Here is a 15,504-nt window from a genome sequence, read left to right on the forward strand (position 1 = left end):
GGCAATAACGGCGGCAAAAAAAACCGCCCGGTCCGTGGACGGGCGGCCTCTTGCCGGGTGTGGCCTGTCCCGGCCGGGATCAGCCGACCGTGCCGATGATGCTGACCTCGCGGTTTTCCGGGATCTCGTTGTAGGACAGCACGTGCAAGCCGGGCGCGAACAGCCGCGCGTAGCGCGCCAGCAGCGGACGGATCTGCGGCAACACCAGCAGCAGCGGCGGCGTGGCCTGCTGCTTCATCTGCTCGCGCGCCACCGGCATGTTGACCTGCAGCTGCGCCAGCAGGTGCGGATCGATCGGGTAGTTGTCCAGCACCACCTTGCCGCTCTGGCGCGCCTGGTTCAGCGAGCCCAGCAGCATGTTCTCCAGGTCGCCGCCCAGGTTGAAGGCCTGCATCTCGGTCTTCTGCCCGAACAGGCCGGTGACGATCTGGCGCCGCAGCGCGCAGCGCACCTCGGCCGCCAGCAGGATCGGGTCCTTAGTGGTCTCGGAACTGTCGACCAGGGTGGTGGCGATCGGCACGATGTCCTTGAGCGACACGTTCTCCGCCAGCAGCACGCGGAACACGCGCAGCATCTGCGTGTGCGTGAGCGCCTTGTCCAGCGAGGCGGCCAGCTTGGGCGACAGCGACGACAGCCGCTCCATCAGCGCCGGCACGTCCTCGTGGCGGAACAGCTCGGGCAGGTATTCGCGGATCAGCTTGGACAGGTGGGTGGCGATCGCGCTTGGCGCCTCCACCACTTGGTAGCCCAGGCCCAGCGCGTTGGCCTTCTCGCTGGTCTCGATCCAGGTCACCGGCATGCCGTAGGCCGGCTCGATGCCGGGGATGCCGTCGATCTGGCCGTAGACGTTGGGCGACGGGATCGCCATCAGGCGGTCGGCGAACACCTCGGCCTGGGCCACCACGCTGCCCGACAACATCACCGAATACTGCGAGGGCTTCAGGCCCAGGTCGTCGCGCACGACGATCGGCGGCAGCAGCAGGCCCATCGCCTCGGACAGGCTCTGGCGCACGCCCTTGACGCGCTTGGTCAGCGGCTCGCCGTGGGCCTTGTCGATCAGGCTGACCAGCTTGTAGCCCAGCGCCACCTGCAATTGCTGCACGGCCGGCAGGCTGTGCCAGTCGAGCTCGGGCGCGCGGTCGTCGCGCAGCGCCGCCTCGATGGCGTCGAGGTTGCTGGTGTCGGGCGCCTTGACCCGCTGCAGCAGCCGGTAGCCCACATAGGCCAGCACCAGCGCGAACGGGCCGAACATTTGCCACGGCATGCCCGGCACCAAGGCCAGGATCAGCATCATGCCCGACGCGCTCAGCATCACCTGCGGCGACGCCAGCACCTGGCCGCCGACCTGCTGTTCGAAGTCGCCGGAGTCGGAGATCCGGGTCACCAGGATCGCGGCCGCGGCCGACAGCAGCAGCGCCGGGATCTGCGCCACCAGGCCGTCACCGATGGTCAGCAGCGCGTACTGGCGGAAGGCGTCGCCGAAGGACATGTCCTGCATCAGCGCGCCGATGGCCACGCCGCCGACCATGTTGATGATCAGGATCAGGATACTGGCGACCGCGTCGCCGCGCACGAACTTGGAGGCGCCGTCCATGGCGCCGTAGAAGTCGGCCTCGGCCGCCACGTCGAGGCGGCGGGCCTGGGCTTTTTCCTGGTTGATCAGGCCGGCGTTGAGGTCGGCGTCGATCGCCATCTGCTTGCCGGGCAAGGCGTCCAGGGTGAAGCGGGCCGACACCTCGGAGATCCGCTCGGCGCCCTTGGTCACCACCATGAAGTTGATGATCATCAGGATCACGAACACCACGATACCGACCACGTAATTGCCGCCGATGACGACCTTGCCGAAGGCCTCGATCACCTGGCCGGCCGCGGCCGTGCCCTCATGGCCGTGCAGCAGCACCACGCGGGTCGAGGCCACGTTCAAGGTCAAGCGCATCATGGTGGTGGCCAGGATCACGGTCGGGAACACCGAGAAGTCCAGCGGCCGGCGGGCCGAGACCGACACCAGGATCACGATCAGCGCCAGCACGATATTGAACGTGAACATCACGTCCAGCAGCACCGGCGGCAACGGCAGGATGATCATCGCCAGGATCACCAGCAGGAATGCCGGCGTGGCGAACTTGTGGCGACGCGCTTCTGCGACCAGCCTGTTCAAAAAATTCATGACTTACTAGCCTCGCTCATGGATGTTGGGACATCGACTTCTTTTGGATACACCGGCTCGGCGCTGCGCCGTCCGGTACGGAATGCCTGCAATTGCAATACATAGTTCAGCACCTGCGACACCGCCTGGTACAGCTGGACCGGAATCTGCTGGTTGACCTGGCTGGTGTTGTAGATGGCGCGCGCCAGCGGCGCCAGCGGCATCACCTCGATCTTGAACTCGGCCGCCAGCTGGCGGATGTACAAGGCCATCTCGTCGATGCCCTTGGCCACCACATACGGTGCTTCGGCACGGTTCTGGTCATACTTGAGCGCGACCGCGTAGTGCTCGGGGTTGACGATCACCACGTCGGCGGTCGGCACGGTCTTGCGCGCGCTGCGCCGCGCCATGGCCCGCTGCAGCTGGCGGATGCGGCTCTTGACCTCGGGCCGGCCCTCGGTCGACTTGTGCTCCTCCTTCTGGTCCTGCTTGGACATGCGCTGGTTCTTGGCGAAGAAATACGCCTGCGCCGGCACGTCGATCAAAGCGAAGATGATAAACACCGCGATCAGCGACATCAAGCCGTCCAGCATCAAATTCGAGCCCGACAGCATGGCCTGGCCCATCGGCATGTGCTGCAGCTGCGTGTAGTTCTGCACGGTCGAGCGGGCCACGTGGATCAGCACGGCGATCAGCACGCCGGCCTTGGCCAGCGAGATCAGGAACTCCGTGCCGTGCTTGGCGCTGAACAGGCGGCCCAGGTTGGCGGCCGGGCTCAGGCGTTCCATCTTGGGCTCCCAGTGCTTGGTGGTGATCACCCAGCCGCCCGGCACCATCGCGCCCAGCACGATGAAGAACGGCACCACGAACAACGGCAGCACCATCTTGATCAGCAACCACATCGACGAGCTGAACACGGTGGACAGGGCGTTGTCGATCGAGCCGGTGGCGCCCAGCGGCGCGTAGCTCTGGTGGAAGATCTCCAGAAATTCGGCCATGTAGTCCGGCAGCAGGTAGACGAACAGCTTGAGGCTGACCAGGATGCCGATCGCGGTCGACAGGTCGCGCGAGCGCACCACCTGCCCTTCCTGGCGCGACTTCTTGAGCTTCTGTTGTGAAGCCTTCTCTGTCTTGTCGGCGCTGTCCTGGTCAGCCATGGACCGCCGCCTGCATCTGCTGGCGGATCAGCTCCAGCACCATATTGGTCATCCGCACATAGTGATCGGGAATGAAGCGCACCACCTGCGCCAGCATCATCAGGCCGAAGATGGTGATCACCGAGAAGCCCAGCGCGAACAGGTTGAGCGCCGGCGCCACGCGGTTGAGCAGGCCAAAGCCCAGCTGCACCACCAGCGTGGAAAACACCACCGGAATGGCCAGCAGCATGGCGGCGGAAAAGATCCAGGCGACGTTGTAGGCGATGGCGTTGAGCAGCAGCGGCTGGTAGCCGTGGCCCAGCGGCCAGGCCTTGAAGCTCTGGCCAATGACGTTGGCGATCACCAGGTGGCCGTCGATGGCGAAGAACACGATGATCGACAGCACCGACAGCAGCGCCGACACCACGTCCGACGACTGGCCGTTCATCGGGTCGTTCATCACCGCCATCGAGAAGCCCATCTGCGACGACACCATGAAGCCCAGCACGCTGATCACCGACATGGCGAAGTGGAAGGCCAGGCCCAGCACGAAGCCGATCAGGGCCTGCTCGGCGCTGGCGGCGATGCCGCCCATGGAAAACGGATCGATGGTGGCGGCGCCGGCGCCGGAGGTCAGCGGCAGCATCAGGATGGCCAGCACCAGCGCGATCAGGATGCGCACCGTGACCGGCGTGACCGCCTCGCCCAGCACCGGGGCGCCGATGAACATCGCCAGGATGCGGCAGAACGGCCACCACAGCGCGGTGAGCAGGGGCAGCAGCTGGCTCAGTATCGGTTCCATGACGGCGGGGAAGCTAACCGACCAGCGTGGCCGCGCGGGTGAAGATGGAGACGCAGAAATCCATCAGGTAGCCGGCCATCCAGCGTCCCATCAGGATGATGGCCAGCAGCGTCACCAGCAGCCTGGGCAGGAAGCTCAGCGTCTGCTCGTTGATCTGCGTGGCGGCCTGCACCAGCGCCACCACCAGGCCGGTGATCAGGCCGGGCACGACCAGGATCACCACCAGCAGCATGACGATGTGCAGCGATTCGACCACCAGGTCGACGGCAACTTCGGGAGTCAGCATAGGGCCGCCTATCTTGTCAGTACGCCTGCACGCTGGTCACAAGCGTGTTGACGGTCAGGGTCCAGCCGTCCACCAGCACAAATAGCAGCAGCTTGAACGGCAATGAAATCACCAGCGGCGACAGCATCATCATGCCCATCGCCATCAGCACCGACGACACCACCAGGTCGATCACCAGGAAGGGAATGAACAGCATGCAGCCGATCTGGAAAGCGGTCTTCAGCTCGGACAGCACGAACGCCGCCAGCTTGACGGTGAAGGCGTGCTGCGACGGCTCGGTGATCTTGTCCTCGCCGGCCAGGTGGGCGATCTGCTGCAGCGCGGCCTTGCTGGTCTGCGCGAGCATGAAGCGGGCCACCGGCTTCTCGGCGATCTGCAGCGCGGTCTCCAGGCCGATCTTGTCCTGGTCGTAGGGCACGAAGGCGTCCTTCCAGATCTGGTCGCCGATCGGGCGCATCACCAGCAGGGTCAGGATCAGCGCCACGCCGGTGATGATGCGGTTGGGCAGGCCCTGCTGCAGCCCCAGCGCCTGGCGCAGCAGCGACAGCACGATGACGAAGCGGGTGAAGCTGGTCATCATCATCACCATCACCGGGAGCAAGCCCAGCAAGGTCATGATGATCAGGATCTGGGTCTTGACCGTCAGCTCGGTTTTCGCGCCGGGCACCACGTTGGCCAGCAGGTCGACCGCGTGGGCGGGGCCGGCGGCGCACAGGGCCAGGCCGGCCAAGGCGGCCAGGCCAGTCAGGCCGGCCAGGCGGCGCGGCGTCATGCTCCAGGTCATGGAGTCATCATGTCGAGATTGAGGCCGTCCAGGTCGATGACTTTGAGGCCGTAGTTCTCGCCCGCCACCACCACCTCGGCGCGGCCGATGGCGGTGCCGTTGACCTTGATCACCAGCGGCTCGCCGGCCAGCACGTCGAGCTCGACCACGCTGTCCGGGCCGATCGCCATCAGGTCCTGCAGCGAGATGCGGGCCGAGCCCACCTCCAGCGTCAGCGTGACGGGGATCTTGCGCATCATGGCCGGCAGGTCGCGCCGCACCGGCGTGGCCGGCAGGTCGGTCAGCTCGGTGCCGACCTGGTCGATGATCATCTCTTCGGACAGGTCTTCCAGCAGGGCGTCGCTAGGGTTGGCTACGTTCATGTTCATCATGTTATTCGGCGTCTTCAAAAGAGGTTAAACAGAGTTTGCCTTTGTGTTCGGTCACGGCGGCGGTGAAGATGCGGGAATCCTCCAGCAGCACATCCGCTCTGTTCAGGCTGATCGGGATCACGTCGCCGACCTGTAAATCGTACAGGCTGCCCAGCGGCACTTCCTTGCTGGCCAGGCGGCCGACCAGGCCCACCTGCAGGCGCTGCGCCAGCGGCGCGACCGCCTTGGGCTTCTTGCCGGCGTCGCGGTCGCGCAGCAGGCCGCGCAGCACGCTGGCCATCAGCACCTTGTCCAGCGCGAACCAGTACTTGCCGGTGGCGCCGCTGGCGATGTCGGCCAGCGTGACGGTGATGATCCAGCTGCCCTTGGGCGGATGGGAGCCGGGGGCCGGCTTGAATTCGCTGTCAGCCGGGTCCTGCTCGCCTTCGGCGGCGGGCGCCTTGTCCGGCACCGGCAGGTTCAGTTCGATACGGCCGGCCAGGATGCCGGCCAACTGTTGTCCCAGCACCACTGCCAGGCGCTCCTCGGTGGCGGTCACCCGCACCGCGTTCTCGTCCAGCGCGGCGGCGTCGGCCTTGCCGCTGCCGTAGCGGTAGTTCAGCACGCTCAGCAGCACCTTGCGCTCCAGCGAGAAGGCGATATGGCCGGCCGGGGCGGCAAAGCTGAGCCAGCGGCTGCGGATCTCGTCGCCCTCGAGCCGGCTGAACGCGACGTCCTCGACCTGGAAGCCGCCCCAGTAGCGGCGATTCATGTTCAGCCGCATCGACTGCGACAGGTCGTCGCGCAATTGGGCGGCGAAGATGTGCAGCAGGTGCACCGGCCGTCCCAGCAGGCAGGGGTCCAGCACGAGAGGTGGCGCTGTCTGTTTTGTCGTTGTCATGTTTTCGCCATGTCGGAAATTCTTCGCTACATCACCATCATCGCACTATCCAGCTAAAAACTGGTTACTTCCAGCGCACTATTTGGGGAATATTACCTATCGTAACTTAAAGTCATGCGATGTCGGTAGCACAGGATACATCAAAATTCACATTATTTCCATCCAACAATATTTGACGATAATTCCGTGTGGCAAATAAGCCTTTACAAGAGTATTGCCAGCCAGTAAGCTTAACCCGCTCCAGTCGTTTGACGCTGCTGTGCAACACACTTGAATAAATGGCGCTTAGTGAATGATTTATAACGATATTTGCCGTAGGAAAACACTCCGCACGGGCTACCAGCCAGTGGGCGCCCCACTTTCCCCCTATGAGTCGGCAATTGTGACATCCACCGCAACGCGGCGGTTTGGTCACACTTCAGGCCGGCTTACCTGCACTGCCTTTCTTACAAGACTGTGACATACACATCGTTATGTCGTTTGATTGAGCACAGCTGCCGACAGATAAACAACGCGGGACTTGCTGCTTTCTGGCAATCTGGATATGGTAGATGGATGGGACTAACGTCGCATAAACGGGAGATAGCAAGATGAGTAACGGAATCTCTAACCTGATACAAGCCGACCTCGCGTCGCTCACCAACGCGGCGCAGAACCTGGCCACCCAGACCGTGGCCCCGGCCGCGCAGTTCGGTGCCGGCGACGCCCAGCCCGCCTTCTCCTTCGCCCAGTCGATGAAGGACGCGGTTCATAAAGTCAACGACGCCGACGCCAACGCCGCCCAGCAGATGTCCGACGTCGATTCCGGCAAGAGCGACGACCTGGTCGGCGCCATGCTGTCCAGCCAGGAAGCCAGCCTGTCCTTCTCGATGTTGATGCAAGTGCGCAACAAAGTGATGGGCGCCGTGGACGAACTCATCAAATTACCGCTGTAAGTCTTCGCGAAAGCCATCAACGTGATCAACCCCATCAAGTCCGCCTTCGAGCGCTGGCGCGCCAGCCCCGTCGCGCTGTCCCTGCCGCCCAATCTGCTCAAAAACCTGTACCCGCTGCTGTTGCTGGCGATCGGCGTGACCGCCATGGTGCTGATGTACCTGTGGAACGTCCAGGCGGGCTACAAGCCGGTGTTCGGCGCGCACGAGAAGGTCGCGGCCGCCGACATGATGACGGTGCTCGACGCCGACCACATCCCCTACCGCCTGCATCCCGACAGCGGCCAGGTGCTGGTGCCCAACTCGATGCTGGGCAAGGTGCGCATGCTGCTGGCCGCCAAGGGCGTGACCGCGCAGCTGCCGGCCGGCCTGGAACTGATGGACAAGAACGACCCGCTGGGCGTGTCCCAATTCGTGCAGGACGTGCGCTTCCGCCGCGGCCTGGAAGGCGAGCTGGCGCAATCGATCATGACGCTGGACGCGATCGCCCACGCGCGCGTGCACCTGTCGATCGCCAAGTCGACCTCCTTCGTGTCCTCCGACGGCGAGAAATCGTCGGCCTCGGTGGTGCTGGCCCTGAAACCCGGCCACACCATGGCGCCTGAGGCGATCGCCGCCGTGGTGAACATGGTGGCCGGCAGCGTCGCCAGCCTGAGCCCGCAGCGCGTGAGCGTGGTCGACCAGGCCGGCAACCTGCTGTCCTCGCACGTCGACCTGGCCGACGGCTTCGACGCCGGCGCCGCCAGCAACGAGAACGGCAAGCGCATCCAGGACGAGGTCAAGGCCAATGTGCGCAACCTGCTGGGCCCGGTCATCGGCGAGGACAATTTCCGCATGAGCGTGATGGCCTCGGTCGACAACGACAAGGTCGAGGAAACGGTGGAGAAATACGGCGCCGATCCGAAGGTCACCAGCGAGGCCATGCGCGAGGAGATGGACCGCAACCGCGTGGCGCAGGGCGTGCCGGGCACGCTGTCGAACCGGCCGCCGCCGGCCAACGCCAACCCGGCCGACGCCGCCAAGCCGGCCGCCGCCAACGATCCCAACAATCCGGCCGACGGCACCGCGCGCAAGAACGCCACCACCCGCCAGTACGCCTACGACCGCAGCATCACCCAGACCAAGCGCAGCCGTGGCCGCCTCGAGAAGCTGAGCGTGGCCGTGGTGCTGGCGCAGGCCGCCTCGCCCACGCCCAAGACCGGCTGGAGCGCCAACGAAATCGCCAACATCGACAAGATCCTGCGCAACGGCCTGGGCATCAACGCCGAGCGCGGCGACCAGCTGGTGGTGTCGGCCATGAACTTCCCGCCGAAAGCCGCCGTCACCCCATGGTGGCAGGAACGCGACAACGTGGTCGACATCAGCTCCTACGTGATGTACGGCGTCGGCATCATCCTCGGCTACTTCCTGTTGCTGCGTCCGCTGATGCGCCTGGCCACGGTGCGCTTCACCCCGGCCCCGCAGGAACTGGCCCGCATCGCCGCCGAACGCCGCGCCGCCGAACAGGCCGCCGTGGCGGCCGCCAAGGAAGCCAAGGAAGCGGCAGCCGCCGCGGCCGCGCCGGCGCTGGCCGGTGGCCAGGCCGCGCCGGGCACGCCGGGCGCCGCCCCCGCCCTGCCGGGCGCGATGGTCCAGCCGGGCATGCCGGTGGTGCCGCTGCTGGAAAACTACGATCTGCCGCCGCCAGGCTCGGCCGTCGACGTCATGGTCGACCACCTGAAAGTACTGGCCGCCAAAGAACCGGAACGTGTCGCCGAAGTCGTCAAACAATGGATGCAGAAAAATGGCCGAACTCAATAACCCGCAGAACGACGAGGACTACGGCAACGCAGTCCACAACGCCCAGCTGTCGCCGGTGGAACAGGCTGCCATCGTGCTGCTGAGCATAGGCGAGGAGCCGGCCGCGGCCGTGCTGCGCTGCCTGACGCGCGAGGAATTGCTGGAAGTGACCCAGGTGATGTCGCGCATGAGCGGCATCAAGGTCGAGTCCGTCAAGACCGCGATGCAGACCTTCTTCGACGATTACCGCCAGCAGTCCGGCGTGCATGGCGCCTCGCGCAGCTACCTGAAGCGTTCGCTGGACCTGGCGCTGGGCGGCGACCTCGCCAACACCGTGCTCAACAACATTTACGGCGACGAGCTGCGGCCCAAGATGGCGCGCCTGCAGTGGGCCTCGCCGAAGTGGCTGGCCGAATACATCTCCAACGAACACGTGCAAATGCAGGCGGTGTTCCTGGCCTTCCTGCCGCCGGCGCTGGCCGGCCAGATCATCGACGCGCTGCCGGCCGACGGCCGCGACCTGGTGCTGCTGAACCTGGCCCGCATGGAGGAAGTCGACCGCGACCTGCTGCTCGAACTCGACGAGCTGGTGATGCGCTGCCTGTCGTCCTTCGATTCACAGAGCACCAGCGTGGAAGGCATCCGCCAGGCCGCCGAGATCCTCAACCGCCTGCCGAGCAACCGCGCGCAGATGGTCGAGCTGCTGCGCGCGCACGACCCGGACGTGGTGTCCAAGATCGAGCTGTCGATGTACGACTTCTTCATCCTCGGCAACCAGTCCGAGGTGGCGATCACCCGCATCATCGAGGAAGTGCCGCTGGAGCAATGGGCGATCGCGCTCAAGGGCGCCGAAGTGTCGATCCGCGACGCCATCCTCAAGACCATGCCGAAACGCCAGGCCCAGGCCTTCGAGGACATGATGCGCCGCGCCGGCCCGATGCCGCTGTCGCGCATCGAGCAGACCCGCCAGGAAATCATGGCCACCGTCAAGGCGCTGGCCGACGTTGGCGAGATCGAGATCCAGCTGTTCGCCGAACAGGTGATCGAATGAAGCAGTTCCGCGCCTACCGCTTCCCGCCGCTGGCCCAGTTCACCAACCTCGCGCACCAGCGCGCGGTGGCGCAGAGCCACAGCCAGAGCGGCGACGGCGGCGCCCAGTGGGCCGCCTCGGTCAGCGAGGGCTTCGAACAGGGCCAGCGCGACGGCTACGAGATCGGCCTGGCCCGCGGCCAGGAGGACGGCTTCGAGGCCGGCCGCGCGGCCGGCCAGGAGCAGGGCCGCGAGGAAGGCCGCCACGAAACCCTGGTGGCCTATGACCAGATGGCGCGCCCGGTCGACGCCATGTTGAAAAGCCTGAAGAAGCTGCGCTCCGACTACCGCGCGGCCCAGCGCAAGGAAGTGGTCGACCTGGTGGCCAAGGTGGCGCGCCAGGTGATCCGCGCCGAGCTGGCGCTGCAGCCGGTGCAGCTGATGGCCCTGGTCGAGGAAACGCTGGCGTCGATGCCGCCCACCCGCGAGGAAATCGACGTGTTCCTGAACCCGGAAGAGCTCAAGCGCATCGCCGAGCTGGACCCGAAACGTTCCAAGCGCTGGAACCTGATCCCGGACGCCCGCCTGGAAGTGGGCGAGTGCCGCATCAAGGCCGGCGACAACGAAGTCGATGCCGGATGTCATCAACGTCTTGCGGCTGTCATGGAACAGGTCGATAATCAACTTCAAGCTGCCGACGGCGGCGATGAACCGGAGAGCGAAGAGTGATCGCTGACGCCTTACGCAATCTCGAACTGGGTTCCGTGCCCATGGCGACCCCGACCGGTCGCCTGGTGGGGGCGTCCGGTTTGTTGCTCGAGGCCGTGGGTTGTCCTTTGCACACCGGCCAGCGTTGCCAGATTGAGACAGTCGGCGGCGAGTGGCTGGACGCGCAAGTGGTGGGTTTCCGCGACAAGCTGTCGTTCCTGATGCCGTTCAAAAAAGCCATCGGCCTGACCACCGGCGCGCGCGTGCTGCCCTCCCCCGAAAAAGTGAACCTGCAGATCGGCTCCGGCTGGCTGGGCCGCATGGTCAACGGCCTGGGCGAGCCGATCGACGGCCTGGGCAAGCTGTCGGGCGACTTCCCGCTTGAGCCGCTGCCGCCGCGCATTCATCCGCTGAAGAAAAAACCGGTCACCGAGGCGCTCGACGTCGGCGTGCGCGCCATCAACGCCATGCTGACCCTGGGCAAGGGCCAACGGGTCGGCCTGATGGCCGGCTCCGGCGTCGGCAAGTCCGTGCTGCTGGGCCTGATGACCCGGCAGACCGTGGCCGACGTGGTCGTGGTGGGCCTGATCGGCGAGCGCTCGCGCGAGGTGCGCGAATTCGTTGAAATGTCGCTCGGCAAGGAAGGCCTGTCCAAGGCCGTGCTGGTGATCGCGCCGGCCGACGAGAGCCCGCTGATGCGCATCATGGCCACCGAGCTGTGCCACTCGATCGCGGCCCATTACCGCGACCAGGGCAAGAACGTGCTGCTGCTGGTCGATTCGCTGACCCGCTACGCGATGGCGCTGCGCGAAGTGGCGCTGGCGCTGGGCGAGCCGCCGGCCACCAAGGGCTATCCGCCGTCGGTGTTCTCGGCGCTGCCGCAACTGATCGAATCGGCCGGCAACGGCGAGAACCAGAACGGCAGCATGAGCGCGATCTACACCGTGCTGGCCGAGGGCGACGACCAGCAGGATCCGGTGGTCGACACCGCCCGCGCCGTGCTGGACGGCCACATCGTGCTGACCCGCGAGCTGGCCGAGCGCGGCCACTACCCGGCGATCGACATCGCCGCCTCGATCAGCCGCTGCATGGCCCAGGTCATCACCCACGAACACATGCTGGCGGCGCGCGCGCTCAAGGCCAGCATGGCGCGCCACGACCGTGTGCGCGACCTGATCCCGCTGGGCGCCTACGTGCCGGGCGCCGATCCGGTCACCGACAAGGCGGTGCAGCTGCACCCCAAGGTCGAGGATTTCCTGTGCCAGGGTACCAAGGAAGAAGCGCCGTTCGCGCCGTGCGTCCACCAACTTGAAAAGCTGATGACATGAGCCAACACAACATCCGCAACCTGACCACGCTGGTGGCCCTGCGCAACACCGAGGTGGAGCGCCTGCAGACCGAGCTGGCGGAGAAGGAAAGCCTGCGCGAGCGTTATCAGAAAAACCTCGAACGCCTGACCGGCCTGTACACCAACAGCGGCCCCAGCGGCAACCTGCATCCGGCGCTGGCCGGCAACTGCGGCGACTACAAGCAGGCCGTGATGCAGATGGCCGACAGCCACCGGCTCGACCTCCACATGCACGAGGCCGACATGGCGGTGTCGCAGCAGGCGCTCAACGCGGCCTGGGCCAAGCGCGAGGTGCTGGGCAAGGTGCTGGTCAAGCAGCAAAAGGTGGTGCTGGCCCAGCAGAATGTCCAGGAACGCAAGCAACATGACGAACTGGCAACGCAACTGTGGATACGCGGCCAAAAATAGCGTTGTGGCGAAAAAAAATAGTTAGGAATATTTTCATAGGGAAACGATTAAGGTCGCCTTATATCAGGGTACACTTCAATCATCCTTACCGGGAGCACGATCATGGCAGTCATCAGCAGTCCAACCTACGACCCGCAAACCACGGCGACCAACCTGGCCAACGCCTATGTGGCGCCGACCAAGGCCAATCTGGACGCCCGCAATGCGCAGGCGACCGCCACCGTCTCCGCCCTCACCACCCTCGGTAGCGCGCTGAGCGCGTTCCAGTCCTCGATCCAGTCGCTGGTGACCGGCACGGCCAGCGTCAGCGCGGCGGCCGCCACCAGCAGCAACACCGCGATCGCCACCGGCACCGCCGGCGCCAACGCCGTGGCCGGCACGTACTCGTTCTACGTCGAGCAGCTGGCCACCGCCGGCCAGGTGTCTTACAACGTCAACGACAGCGCCGCCACCAACGCCGGCTCGCTGAAGGTGATGCTGGCCGACGGCTCGAACTTCCAGGTCGACCTGGCCAACGCCGACAGCAATATGGACGGCAAGCTGTCGGCCAAGGAAATCGCCGCCGCGATCAACGTGGCCGCCACCAACAATTCCCGCGTCACCGCCTCGACCATGACGGTCAACGGCCAGACCAAGCTGGTGATGACCTCGACCCAGACCGGCGCCGACAACGCGGTGTCCTCGATCGACGTGTCCGGCCTGGCAGACGCCGGCCTGCAGTCGGACCTGTCGACCCAGAAGGTCGAATCGATCGCCAAGGACGCCATCGTCTGGATGGGCGACCAGAACACCGGCACCAAGGTGACCCAGGCCTCCAACACCTTCAGCACCATCGACAACGTCAAGTTCACCGTCAAGCAGGCGCAGACGCCGGGCGCCACGCCGGTGCAGCTGACCGTCGGCCCCGACAACAGCACCACCGCCGCCAACGTGCAGGCCTTCGTCGACGCCTACAACAAGCTGCTGGGCGTGTTCAAGACCGTCACCGCGGCGGGCGACCACACGCCGACCTCGCCCACCGACACCACGCCGCGCTCGTCCGACGCCGCGCTGCACGGCGACTCCGGCGTGGTCGCGCTGCAGGCCGCGCTGGGCTCGGCGCTGCGCGCCGTCACCGGCGGCAAGTCGCTGATCAGCTTTGGCATCACCGCCTCGCGCGACGGCACCCTGTCGCTGGACACCGCCCGCCTGCAGAAGACCGTGGCGGCCGATCCGGGCAAGATCGACACGCTGTTCGGCCGCGCCGGCCTGGCGGCCGATGCCGGCGTGCTGGGCAAGATGAACAAGCTGGTGACGACCTGGACCAATTCCGCGACCGGCCTGATCGGCAGCCGCAAGACCGCCGCCACCAAGGTGCAGGACGACGTCGCCAAGCGCCAGGTCGCGCTGCAGACCCAGTTCGACAATTCCTACAAGCGCTACCTGGCGCAGTTCAGCGCGCTGCAGCAGCTGCAGTCGTCGATGACCAGCACGTCGAACATGTTCACGGCGATGTTCTCACCCAACAGCAGCAACTAAGTTAACGAACCACAACCAGTACGGTGAACACCATGTTGAACCACGAAGCTTACAGCAGTTATCACTCCACCAATCTGGACGCCCAGGTGGCACGGGCGTCGCCGATCGAACTGGTGCTGGTGCTGACCGACGGCTTGCTCGAAGAGCTGGCGCGCGCGCGCGGCCACATCGTCGGCAAGCGCTACGAGCTCAAGGCCAACAGCCTGAATAAGTGCACCGACATCATCAACGGTCTGTCGAGCTCGCTGGACTTCGACAACGGCGGCGAAGTGGTGGAAAACCTCGGCCGCCTGTACGACTACTGCGCCGGCCGCCTGTACACGGCCGGCGTCAGCCTGGACCCGACCATCATCGACGAAGTGACGACGTTGCTGACCACCATCAAAAAGGGCTGGCTGGGTGTACAGGCCAAAAATGGATAGGCAACGCACCTTGCTGCAGCTGGCGCAGAAGATGAGCGCCGCCATCGCGTCCCAGGACTGGAAGACGCTGGCGGCGATTAACACGTTAATGGCCACCGCGCTGCCGCAGATGGCGGCGCAGGGCCAGTGGAGCAGCAGCGAACGGGCCGCCCTGGCGGCGCTGCGCGGGCTGCACGAACAAGCGGTACAAGCATGCAACGCCGCCACCGAGGATCTCGGGCGGCGCTTGCATGACATGCAGGCCAACAAAGAAGGCTGGCTGGCGTACGCGCTGGACAGCGAACAGTTAGAAACCGGAATCCAAGCATGAGCATGACACTCTCGAACGCCACCGCCGCGGCCAAAGCCGCGAAAGCCGAACTGACCGCTCCGGTGGCCGCCAACCATGGCGGGCTCGACAGCATGCCGACGCGCCAGGCCAGCCACGACGGCGGCGCCACGGCCCCCCGGGTTCCGCCCAAGTCGGCGCCGCTGACCGGCAACGGCAAGAACCAGCAGGCCAGCGCCAAGCCGGCGCCGGCCACGCGCGGCGCCACCCCGGCCAGCCAGAACGACCCGGTCAGCCATCCGGCCGGCGACGCCGCCGAGCCGGCCGACGAGACCCAGGACCGCGCCCCGCTGTTCGCCCAGCTGCTGCAGCTGACCGATCCGCTGGCGCTCGACACCGAGGCCAGCGCGGCCCCCGCCGCCGGCAGCGCGGCCAGCACCGATGACACCACCGATACCGGCGCCACCGCCGCCACCGACGCGCTGGTGCCCGCCATGGTCGGCGCGCTGCTGAACAGCGCCATGCCGGCGCCCGTGCCAGCGGCCGCCAGCGGCACGCCGGCGCCGGTGCGCACCGACGCCATCGGCGCCACCTCGACGCTCAACAACGCCGCCACCCGGCTGAACCTGTCCGCGGCCAGTGTGGCGGTCACCGCCGCGCCGCTGCCGCTGACGCCCGCCCCGGCCG

At 65.9% G+C, this 15,504-nt stretch carries 16 protein-coding genes and 1 pseudogene; 10 read left to right on the plus strand and 7 right to left on the minus strand.

Annotation, left to right across the window (positions count from 1 at the left end):
- Nucleotides 1-79 precede the first annotated feature (79 nt).
- Genes ACUJB0_RS04675 through ACUJB0_RS04705 form a run of 7 tightly spaced genes read right to left on the minus strand, consistent with a single transcriptional unit; the run spans nt 80 to nt 6,405 of the window.
- The gene (locus ACUJB0_RS04675) at nt 80-2,167 is read right to left on the minus strand and encodes a flagellar biosynthesis protein FlhA (protein ID WP_444844208.1); all 2,088 of its coding nucleotides are present in this window, start codon (nt 2,165-2,167) and stop codon (nt 80-82) included.
- Nucleotides 2,164-3,303 carry an EscU/YscU/HrcU family type III secretion system export apparatus switch protein gene (locus ACUJB0_RS04680; protein WP_444844209.1) on the minus strand — a complete coding sequence of 380 codons (1,140 nt, stop codon included), beginning with the start codon at nt 3,301-3,303 and terminating at the stop codon, nt 2,164-2,166. The genes ACUJB0_RS04675 and ACUJB0_RS04680 overlap by 4 nt, the downstream gene beginning before the upstream one ends.
- Entirely contained in the window at nt 3,296-4,084 is a 789-nt protein-coding gene (locus tag ACUJB0_RS04685; RefSeq protein WP_444844210.1) for a flagellar biosynthetic protein FliR, read from the minus strand. The genes ACUJB0_RS04680 and ACUJB0_RS04685 overlap by 8 nt, the downstream gene beginning before the upstream one ends.
- 13 nt (nt 4,085-4,097) lie before the next feature.
- Entirely contained in the window at nt 4,098-4,370 is a 273-nt protein-coding gene (gene fliQ / locus ACUJB0_RS04690; RefSeq protein WP_008449457.1) for a flagellar biosynthesis protein FliQ, read from the minus strand.
- A 16-nt stretch (nt 4,371-4,386) separates the two neighbouring features.
- Nucleotides 4,387-5,154 (minus strand): flagellar type III secretion system pore protein FliP, encoded by a 768-nt coding sequence (fliP, locus tag ACUJB0_RS04695; protein ID WP_444844211.1) that lies wholly within the window; start codon nt 5,152-5,154, stop codon nt 4,387-4,389.
- The gene (locus ACUJB0_RS04700; RefSeq protein WP_175048196.1) at nt 5,151-5,522 is read right to left on the minus strand and encodes a FliM/FliN family flagellar motor switch protein; all 372 of its coding nucleotides are present in this window, start codon (nt 5,520-5,522) and stop codon (nt 5,151-5,153) included. The genes fliP and ACUJB0_RS04700 overlap by 4 nt, the downstream gene beginning before the upstream one ends.
- 4 nt (nt 5,523-5,526) lie before the next feature.
- Nucleotides 5,527-6,405 carry a FliM/FliN family flagellar motor switch protein gene (locus ACUJB0_RS04705; RefSeq protein ID WP_444844212.1) on the minus strand — a complete coding sequence of 293 codons (879 nt, stop codon included), beginning with the start codon at nt 6,403-6,405 and terminating at the stop codon, nt 5,527-5,529.
- Nucleotides 6,406-6,995: 590 nt separating this feature from the next.
- On the opposite strand from ACUJB0_RS04705, the gene fliE reads away from it, so the two are divergent.
- From fliE to ACUJB0_RS04755, 10 genes and pseudogenes are all read left to right on the plus strand, one after another.
- Nucleotides 6,996-7,340, plus strand: a complete 345-nt coding sequence (fliE, locus tag ACUJB0_RS04710) for a flagellar hook-basal body complex protein FliE (protein ID WP_117011409.1) — start codon at nt 6,996-6,998, stop codon at nt 7,338-7,340.
- Nucleotides 7,341-7,361: 21 nt separating this feature from the next.
- A complete protein-coding gene (gene fliF, locus ACUJB0_RS04715) occupies nt 7,362-9,137 on the plus strand; it encodes a flagellar basal-body MS-ring/collar protein FliF (RefSeq protein ID WP_444844213.1) in 1,776 nt (591 codons plus the stop codon).
- A complete protein-coding gene (locus tag ACUJB0_RS04720; RefSeq protein WP_161087729.1) occupies nt 9,121-10,167 on the plus strand; it encodes a flagellar motor switch protein FliG in 1,047 nt (348 codons plus the stop codon). The genes fliF and ACUJB0_RS04720 overlap by 17 nt, the downstream gene beginning before the upstream one ends.
- Complete coding sequence (fliH, locus tag ACUJB0_RS04725) at nt 10,164-10,874, plus strand: flagellar assembly protein FliH (protein WP_444844214.1); 711 nt, start codon at nt 10,164-10,166, stop codon at nt 10,872-10,874. Before ACUJB0_RS04720 ends, fliH begins: the two co-directional genes overlap by 4 nt.
- Nucleotides 10,871-12,181 carry a flagellar protein export ATPase FliI gene (gene fliI, locus ACUJB0_RS04730; RefSeq protein WP_161087731.1) on the plus strand — a complete coding sequence of 437 codons (1,311 nt, stop codon included), beginning with the start codon at nt 10,871-10,873 and terminating at the stop codon, nt 12,179-12,181. Before fliH ends, fliI begins: the two co-directional genes overlap by 4 nt.
- Nucleotides 12,178-12,609, plus strand: a complete 432-nt coding sequence (gene fliJ, locus ACUJB0_RS04735; protein ID WP_444844215.1) for a flagellar export protein FliJ — start codon at nt 12,178-12,180, stop codon at nt 12,607-12,609. Before fliI ends, fliJ begins: the two co-directional genes overlap by 4 nt.
- Before the next feature lie 102 nt (nt 12,610-12,711).
- Entirely contained in the window at nt 12,712-14,127 is a 1,416-nt protein-coding gene (gene fliD / locus ACUJB0_RS04740) for a flagellar filament capping protein FliD (protein ID WP_444844216.1), read from the plus strand.
- 32 nt (nt 14,128-14,159) lie between these two features.
- Nucleotides 14,160-14,549 carry a flagellar export chaperone FliS gene (fliS, locus tag ACUJB0_RS04745; protein ID WP_117011509.1) on the plus strand — a complete coding sequence of 130 codons (390 nt, stop codon included), beginning with the start codon at nt 14,160-14,162 and terminating at the stop codon, nt 14,547-14,549.
- Nucleotides 14,542-14,859 (plus strand): hypothetical protein, encoded by a 318-nt coding sequence (locus ACUJB0_RS04750; protein WP_117011416.1) that lies wholly within the window; start codon nt 14,542-14,544, stop codon nt 14,857-14,859. Before fliS ends, ACUJB0_RS04750 begins: the two co-directional genes overlap by 8 nt.
- Nucleotides 14,856-15,504 (plus strand): annotated as a pseudogene (locus ACUJB0_RS04755) (flagellar hook-length control protein FliK); the annotation flags it as partial. The gene ACUJB0_RS04750 and the pseudogene ACUJB0_RS04755, both read left to right, overlap by 4 nt.

This window comes from Duganella caerulea, from assembly GCF_040362985.1.
Taxonomy (GTDB): domain Bacteria; phylum Pseudomonadota; class Gammaproteobacteria; order Burkholderiales; family Burkholderiaceae_D; genus Rugamonas; species Rugamonas vulcania.

Coding starts and splice junctions, on each gene's coding strand:
- ACUJB0_RS04675 (WP_444844208.1), bottom strand. CDS start 2,167: ATGAATTTTTTGAACAGGCTGGTCGCAGAAGCGCGTCGCCACAAGTTC.
- ACUJB0_RS04680 (WP_444844209.1), bottom strand. CDS start 3,303: ATGGCTGACCAGGACAGCGCCGACAAGACAGAGAAGGCTTCACAACAG.
- ACUJB0_RS04685 (WP_444844210.1), bottom strand. CDS start 4,084: ATGGAACCGATACTGAGCCAGCTGCTGCCCCTGCTCACCGCGCTGTGG.
- fliQ (WP_008449457.1), bottom strand. CDS start 4,370: ATGCTGACTCCCGAAGTTGCCGTCGACCTGGTGGTCGAATCGCTGCAC.
- fliP (WP_444844211.1), bottom strand. CDS start 5,154: ATGACCTGGAGCATGACGCCGCGCCGCCTGGCCGGCCTGACTGGCCTG.
- ACUJB0_RS04700 (WP_175048196.1), bottom strand. CDS start 5,522: ATGAACATGAACGTAGCCAACCCTAGCGACGCCCTGCTGGAAGACCTG.
- ACUJB0_RS04705 (WP_444844212.1), bottom strand. CDS start 6,405: ATGACAACGACAAAACAGACAGCGCCACCTCTCGTGCTGGACCCCTGC.
- fliE (WP_117011409.1), top strand. CDS start 6,996: ATGAGTAACGGAATCTCTAACCTGATACAAGCCGACCTCGCGTCGCTC.
- ACUJB0_RS04720 (WP_161087729.1), top strand. CDS start 9,121: ATGGCCGAACTCAATAACCCGCAGAACGACGAGGACTACGGCAACGCA.
- fliH (WP_444844214.1), top strand. CDS start 10,164: ATGAAGCAGTTCCGCGCCTACCGCTTCCCGCCGCTGGCCCAGTTCACC.
- fliJ (WP_444844215.1), top strand. CDS start 12,178: ATGAGCCAACACAACATCCGCAACCTGACCACGCTGGTGGCCCTGCGC.
- fliD (WP_444844216.1), top strand. CDS start 12,712: ATGGCAGTCATCAGCAGTCCAACCTACGACCCGCAAACCACGGCGACC.
- fliS (WP_117011509.1), top strand. CDS start 14,160: ATGTTGAACCACGAAGCTTACAGCAGTTATCACTCCACCAATCTGGAC.
- ACUJB0_RS04750 (WP_117011416.1), top strand. CDS start 14,542: ATGGATAGGCAACGCACCTTGCTGCAGCTGGCGCAGAAGATGAGCGCC.